The sequence below is a fragment of the Paraconexibacter sp. genome, from assembly GCF_041602235.1.
Taxonomy (GTDB): Bacteria; Actinomycetota; Thermoleophilia; order Solirubrobacterales; family Solirubrobacteraceae; genus Paraconexibacter.
Map to the genome: position 1 here is coordinate 1 of NZ_JBFIGP010000230.1, position 6,139 is coordinate 6,139.

The following is a 6,139-nucleotide window of genomic DNA, read 5'->3' on the forward strand; positions in this document are numbered from 1 at the left end:
ACCCCGGGAGCCCAGGGCGCGACAGGACCGCGCGGTCCCAGCGAGGTGCTTTACACGCGCAAGGACGCCGAGCCCGTCGCGACGACGTGCTCGACCTACACGACGATCCTGTCCCTGACGCTCCCGGCGGGGACCTGGCTCCTCACCGGGAGCGCCGACATGGTCGACTTCGATCCGGCGGCCAACGCCGGCCACCTCGCGCGGGCGGTGCTCTACGTAGGGCCGTCCCGCCAGGACGACTCCGTGCGCCACGTCCTCCTCCCCGGCAGCTCGTTGCCGGGCCAGGTGGCGCCCGTCTCCGGGGTCACGACGCAGCAGGTGGTCACCACGACCGCCCCGTCGACGGCCGTGAGCCTCCGGGCCTGCCGGCTGTACTCGGCGTCCGTGCAAGCCGTCAAGCCCAGCCTCCACGCCCTCGCCCTCGGGTCGGCGACCCAGCAGCCCTAGACCCGCTCCTCCTTGCGCCACGGCTCCACCGCGCCTATCGTCAGGCGCGGTGGGATCGACCGTCGTCGGCAGGGACGCTCAGAGACGCACGACCAGGAAGGCACGCCGGACACCGGCGTGGACGACCGCGCACGCCCACCGCCTCGCGTGGCGCGCCGGGTTCGGGGCGACGCCCAAGGAGCTCGAAGCGCTCCGCCGGGCCGGGAAGCACGCGGCCGTCGCCCAGTTCGTCGACGGCGACCAGCGCGGCACCAGGGCGGTCCTGCGCGGCCCGGCCCCCTCGGTGGCCGGCAAGCCCCTGGACCCCGGCAACGAGTTCGACCACGACGTCCTGTGGTGGCTCGACCGGATGGTCCGCACCAGCCACCCGCTGCAGGAGCGCATGACGCTCTTCTGGCACGACCACTTCGCGACCGCCGACCTGCCGGCCTCGCTCATGCTGGCCCAGAACGAGACGCTGCGCCGCCACGCGCTGGGGTCCTTCGACGCCCTGCTGCGGGCCGTGTTCCTGGACCCGGCGATGCAGATCCACCTCTCCGTCGCCGGGTCGGTCAAGGAGGACCCGAACGAGAACTTCGCCCGCGAGCTGTTCGAGCTGTACACCCTCGGCGCGGGCAACGGCTACACGGAGACCGACATCCGCGAGGCGGCACGCGCCCTGACCGGCTGGGTGCTCGTGAAGTCGGGCGGGCAGGTCACCGGCGTGCGCTTCGACCCCAGGCGCCACGACAGCGGGACCAAGACGATCTTCGGCCAGACCGGGACCTGGGGCTGGGAGGACGTGCTGCGCCTGACGCTCGCACGCAAGGGGGTCGCGGAGTTCATCGTCGGCAAGCTGTGGGACGAGTTCGTCGGCACGCCGCTCGCCACGAAGACCCGTCGGTCCCTGGTCAAGCAGTTCCAGGCGTCGGGTCGATCGATCAGAACCCTGATGCGCGCGATCCTCCGCGCCCCGCAGCTGTACGCGGACCTGCCCCGCCCCGACCTGGTCAAGTCGCCGGTCGTCCTCATCGCCGGGCTCCTGCGCACCAACGGCTGGCGGATCGACCGCCGGGACTGGGCCGCGCTCATGACGGTCATGGGACAGCGCCCGTTCCGACCGCCCAGCGTCGCCGGGTGGGACGGGGGTCCCGCGTGGTGCTCGACGGCAGCCTTCCGCGCGCGCTTCGTGCTGCCGGTGCAGGTCCTGGATCCCAAGCGGGGCCTCGCCCCGGTCGTCGCCGGGACGGTCGACCCCGGTCTCACGCCGGCCGCGCATCTCTCCCTGGCCAAGCGCGCGCTGGGCGAGCCGTTCACCACGAGTGCGACGGACAAGCGCCTGCGGGTGCTCGCGGCCCGCATCATGGCCCGCCCCGCGAAGGACGACGCCGCCCGGCGCCGCAACGCCGAGACGGCGCAGCGCGCCCTGCGGACCCTGCTCATCGCCGGCCCGGACTACCAGCTGCTCTGATGGCCGGCCGACTGACCTCCTGCGACGACTTCCGCCACGCCGACGCGCGGTCGCGACGGTCCGCGCTCGCCACCCCGCTGACCCGCCGCGAGGTGCTCGGCCTGGGCCTCGGCGCCTCGGTGGCCCTGTACCTGGCGCCGGGCACCCCCGTGCAGCGCGCCCTCGAAGCCGCGCAGGCGGACGCCGCCACCGGGACCGGCGACCGCATCCTGGTGTCCGTCTTCCTGCCCGGCGGCCTGGACCTCCTGGACTCGATCGTGCCGCTGTCGCAGTACGGCGCGTACCGCGACGCGCGCGGCGTCATGGCCCGACCGCAGAGCTCGCCCCGGCTCGGGTCGACCGGGCTGGGCATCCACGACGCGCTGACCAAGGGCAACCGCGGCGGCATCAAGGGCCTGTTCGACCAGGGCAAGATCGGGCTACTGCCCGGCATCGACTACGCCAATCCGAACCTGTCGCACTTCGACTCGCGGTCGTTCTGGGAGACGGGCCTGGTCACCAAGGAACTGGCGACCGGGTGGCTCGGACGCGTGGTCGACCACAGCGGGTCGAAGGACAACCCGTTCCAGGCGCTGTCGGTGAGCTCCCAGATCACCCCGGTCCTGCGGACCGCCGGCGCACCCGTCGCCGCCGTGGAGACCGCGAGGGCCGGGCGGCTCTCGGCGCCGCTCGATCCGGAGGCGCTGGCGTTCACGCTCGAGACCTACGCGGCGCTCGGCGCCGCCGGCTCGCGTCGTCCGGGACGCGACGCGGTCAACCGCGGCGCCCGCCTGACCAAGCGGGTCGCGGACGAGCTCGTCCCCTACGAGGCGTCCGCCCCGGAGCCGTCGCAGAAGCCCGGCGCGGTCGAGCAGATCCTCGCGTCCGACGCACCGGGCGACGCCGCGCCCGCCTATCCGAAGTCGAGCTTCGGGGACCGCATGCGCACCCTCGCGTTCATGCTCGCCCAGCCGTTCGGGACCCGCGTGGCCGGGGTCAGCACGAGCGGCGGCTTCGACACCCACGACGGCCAGGCCGCCGCGCTGGATCGCCTGCTCGCCGACGTGTCGCAGTCGCTGGCGGCGTTCCAGCTCGACATCGAGCAGCGCGGACTCGGGGACCGGGTGATGGTCCTCGTGTGGAGCGAGTTCGGTCGCCGCGTGAAGAGCAACGCCTCGCTCGGCACCGATCACGGGGCCGGAGGCATCGCGTGGGTGATGGGCAACCAGGCCCGTCCGGGCGTCCTGACCGAGTACCCGTCGCTGACCGATCTCGACAGGCTGCGCAACCTCAAGGTCACCATCGACTTCCGCCAGGTGTACGCGAGCCTGCTCGACCAGTGGCTGCAGGTGGACGCCGGCGCCATCATCCCGCGCGCCGGTGAGTTGCAGCGGATCGGGCTCGTACGATGAGCGCCCGCCGAGCGACGACCGCCGCGATGGCCGTGGCGGCTGCCGTCGCGGCGACCGTCGCAGCCCACGCCCCGGGCGTCGCTTCCGGCTCCGGCGCCTCGACGGCGCGCAGCGCTCCGTCGACCGCCGTCGGCGTGGACCTCGACGAGTTCGACGTCGTCGTGTACCGCCGGCGTGCCCCCCAGGGCACCGTGCGCTTCAACGTGACGAACCACGGCGAGGACCCGCACGATCTCGTCGTCATCGACGCCAAGGGGCGGCGCCGCGGCACCGTCGGCGTCCTGCAGCCGGCCGAGCGACGGACGCTGCGGCTGACCCTGCGCACGCGCGGCGTCTACCGCCTGGTCTGCACGCTGGGCAATCACGAGCAGCGCGGCATGCTCGCCCGCATGCGCATCACGAAGGCCACGCAGCGACGCGCATCGAGATCCGGGCGCTGAGCACGGCCTCCTCGAACAGGCCGTGTCCCGTGCTGACGACTCCAGGCGTCGCTCGGACGTCGCACCCCGTACGGCGGCGCCGCGCGCTCAGGTGAAGATGATCTCCCCGCCCGCCGCCATCTCGTAGAACTCGCCGACCGTGATCACCTCGTCGACCTGGTCGACGAAGTCCGACTCCTCGAGCTTGAACATCTCCACGGTGGCCTTGCATGCGTACAGGCCACCGCCGGAGTCGGAGATCATCTCGACGAACTCCGGGATGGGCGGGATGTCGAGCTTCTCCATCTGGCGCTGCATCATCCGCGTGGCGAGGGCCGACACGCCCGGGACGGCTCCCAGCAGGCTGGGGATGTGCATGCCCGGGTTGCCGACGGTCGCGACCTTGATGGACGCCTGACGGTCCTTGCGGATCGCGTCGAGCCCGAAGAACGTGAAGAACACGTTGGCCTCGATGCCCTCCATGCGCGCGCCGTTCGCCATGATCAGCGCGGGATAGATGCCCTCGAGAGACCCTTTGGAGACGACGATCGCCACCTTGGTGATCGGCGCGGGCTGGGCCGCCGCGTCGGTGGTCGGCTGGTCGACGATCTCGGTCATGTGGTGCTCCTCAGATGCAGCCGCGGGGCTTGGGGATGCCGGCGATCTTGGCTGCGAGCTTCGCCGGGCCCTTGGGGAACAGGGCGTAGAGCTCCTTGATCGGGACCCCGGACAGCTTGCCGAGCGAGCGGATGCTCGGTGCGCTGCCGGTCTCGAGGTACGCCGTGCGCATGAAGTCGATCACGAGCCAGTGGCGGTCGTTGAGCGCCGCGACGCCGTTCTCCGACGCGATCTCGTCGGCCATCTCCCGGGTCCACTGCTCGGGCTTCAGGAAGAAGCCCTCCGCGTCGCGTTCGACGTCGAGGGTCGATGGGCTCATCGTGGTGTCCCTTGGTCGGCGCCCGTGAGGGCGGGGTCCTTGGCGGCGTGCTGCATCTGCGCGCTGATGCCGGGGATGTCGTGGCCCGGGAGCAGCGCGTGCCAGTAGACCCACTGGAACAGCAGCTTGGCGATGTGGTTCATCCGCGACTCCTTCAGCAGCGGGAGGGGCCCGACGTGTGCGTCCGGGTACCGGCCGGGCAGGGGTTCCCTGTCGTAGTTGAAGTCGATGAGGAGCGCCTTGTGGAAGCCCGTCTCGATGAAGCAGTTCGAGTGACCGTCGAACGTGGCTTCCAGGTCCTCACCTGCGAGGAAGTGCTGGATGTTGGCGACGACGGTGTCCCCCTCGAAGTGCGTCACCGAGCCCGCCTTGGAGGCCGGGAGGTTCGTCGCGTCGCCGATGGCGAACACGTTGTCCGCGGCACGGGCCTGCAGGGTTCGGGGATCGGTCGGCACGAACCCGAACTCGTCGCCGAGCCCCGGCGAGCGTCCGACGTAGGACGGTCCGCCGTGGAGCGGGATCGTCACGAGCAGGTCGAAGGGCACCTCCCGCTCGTCGTAGCTGACCAGGCGGCCGTGTTCGGCGTCGACCTCGCCCGTGGCGAACTCGGTGACGACCTCGATGCCCTTGTCGGCCAGCAGGCTGCTCAGGCGCTCCGAGGCGACCGGCTTGGTGAAGGCGCCGTCCAGGCACGTGACGTACGTCAGCTCCACGTCGTCCCGGACGCCGCGCTGGTGCAGGTACCAGTCGAGGAGGAAGCAGAACTCCAGCGGCGCCACCGGGCACTTGATCGGCATGTCGATCGGGTTGACCACGATCCGGCCGCGGTCGAAGCCCTGGAGCGCCGTGTGCAGCGCCTGCGCGGACTCGGCCTCGAAGAAGGTGAAGACGTTCCGTCCCCAGCCGGGGCCCGGGAGCCCTTCCGTCTCCTCCGGCTGCAGGACGGCGCCCGAAGCCACCACGAGGACGTCGTAGTCGACCGTCGACCCGTCGTCGAGATGGACGCGGTTGCCGGGGAGATCGACCTGCTCGACCTCCGCGATACGGAAGTCGATGCCGTCGTGCAGCTGTGCACGCCGCGAGCGGACGAGCTCGGTCGACTCCGCCAGCCCGAACGGGACGAACAGCAGCCCGGGCTGGTAGACGTGGCGGTCGTCACGGTCGACGACCACGATCTCGACATCGTCGTCGCACGCGCGGCGCAGGCGGTTGGCGGTCAGGGTGCCGCCGGTTCCGGCACCGAGGATGACTATGCGGGTGGGCACTGGTCCGAGCATCCCGCCGCGGAGGGCTTCCCCGCATCCGCGTTGTACCGTGAGCCCGATGGGGACTTTCTACGTGCACCGCGCGACGAGATGCGTCCGTAGGTGACTGCCGACCGCCGCCTGACGCTCGCCGTCGTCTCGGCCGGGACGGCGATGCTGCTGCTCGACGTGACCGTGGTGAACGTCGCGCTGCCCGCGATCCGCGCGGATCTCGACACGAGCTTCGCCGA

Annotated in this window: 7 protein-coding genes; 4 read left to right on the top strand and 3 right to left on the bottom strand. The window is 71.5% G+C overall.

Features of this window, described 5'->3' with window-relative positions:
• The 4 genes from ABYE80_RS15700 to ABYE80_RS15715 form a co-directional block, all read left to right on the top strand.
• A partial coding sequence (locus ABYE80_RS15700; protein ID WP_372791240.1) for a hypothetical protein occupies positions 1 to 447 on the top strand: 447 nt, incomplete at its 5' end.
• Between the two features lie 49 nt (positions 448 to 496).
• Positions 497 to 1,897 (top strand): DUF1800 family protein, encoded by a 1,401-nt coding sequence (locus ABYE80_RS15705; protein ID WP_372791241.1) that lies wholly within the window; start codon positions 497 to 499, stop codon positions 1,895 to 1,897.
• Complete coding sequence (locus ABYE80_RS15710; protein ID WP_372791242.1) at positions 1,897 to 3,288, top strand: DUF1501 domain-containing protein; 1,392 nt, start codon at positions 1,897 to 1,899, stop codon at positions 3,286 to 3,288. The genes ABYE80_RS15705 and ABYE80_RS15710 overlap by 1 nt, the downstream gene beginning before the upstream one ends.
• The gene (locus tag ABYE80_RS15715) at positions 3,285 to 3,728 is read left to right on the top strand and encodes a hypothetical protein (protein WP_372791243.1); all 444 of its coding nucleotides are present in this window, start codon (positions 3,285 to 3,287) and stop codon (positions 3,726 to 3,728) included. Before ABYE80_RS15710 ends, ABYE80_RS15715 begins: the two co-directional genes overlap by 4 nt.
• Before the next feature lie 87 nt (positions 3,729 to 3,815).
• Here the strand turns inward: ABYE80_RS15715 and ABYE80_RS15720 are convergent, their stop codons facing one another.
• The 3 genes from ABYE80_RS15720 to ABYE80_RS15730 are packed head-to-tail and all read right to left on the bottom strand — an operon-like array spanning position 3,816 to position 5,909.
• Positions 3,816 to 4,325 (bottom strand): DsrE/DsrF/DrsH-like family protein, encoded by a 510-nt coding sequence (locus ABYE80_RS15720; RefSeq protein WP_372791244.1) that lies wholly within the window; start codon positions 4,323 to 4,325, stop codon positions 3,816 to 3,818.
• 10 nt (positions 4,326 to 4,335) lie between these two features.
• Complete coding sequence (locus ABYE80_RS15725; RefSeq protein WP_372791245.1) at positions 4,336 to 4,644, bottom strand: TusE/DsrC/DsvC family sulfur relay protein; 309 nt, start codon at positions 4,642 to 4,644, stop codon at positions 4,336 to 4,338.
• A complete protein-coding gene (locus ABYE80_RS15730; protein ID WP_372791246.1) occupies positions 4,641 to 5,909 on the bottom strand; it encodes an NAD(P)/FAD-dependent oxidoreductase in 1,269 nt (422 codons plus the stop codon). The genes ABYE80_RS15725 and ABYE80_RS15730 overlap by 4 nt, the downstream gene beginning before the upstream one ends.
• Between the last annotated feature and the right edge of the window lie 230 nt (positions 5,910 to 6,139).

Excerpts from the sequence above, each read along its gene's own strand:
- ABYE80_RS15710 (WP_372791242.1), top strand. The coding sequence starts at position 1,897 with ATGGCCGGCCGACTGACCTCCTGCGACGACTTCCGCCACGCCGACGCG.
- ABYE80_RS15715 (WP_372791243.1), top strand. The coding sequence starts at position 3,285 with ATGAGCGCCCGCCGAGCGACGACCGCCGCGATGGCCGTGGCGGCTGCC.
- ABYE80_RS15720 (WP_372791244.1), bottom strand. The coding sequence starts at position 4,325 with ATGACCGAGATCGTCGACCAGCCGACCACCGACGCGGCGGCCCAGCCC.
- ABYE80_RS15725 (WP_372791245.1), bottom strand. The coding sequence starts at position 4,644 with ATGAGCCCATCGACCCTCGACGTCGAACGCGACGCGGAGGGCTTCTTC.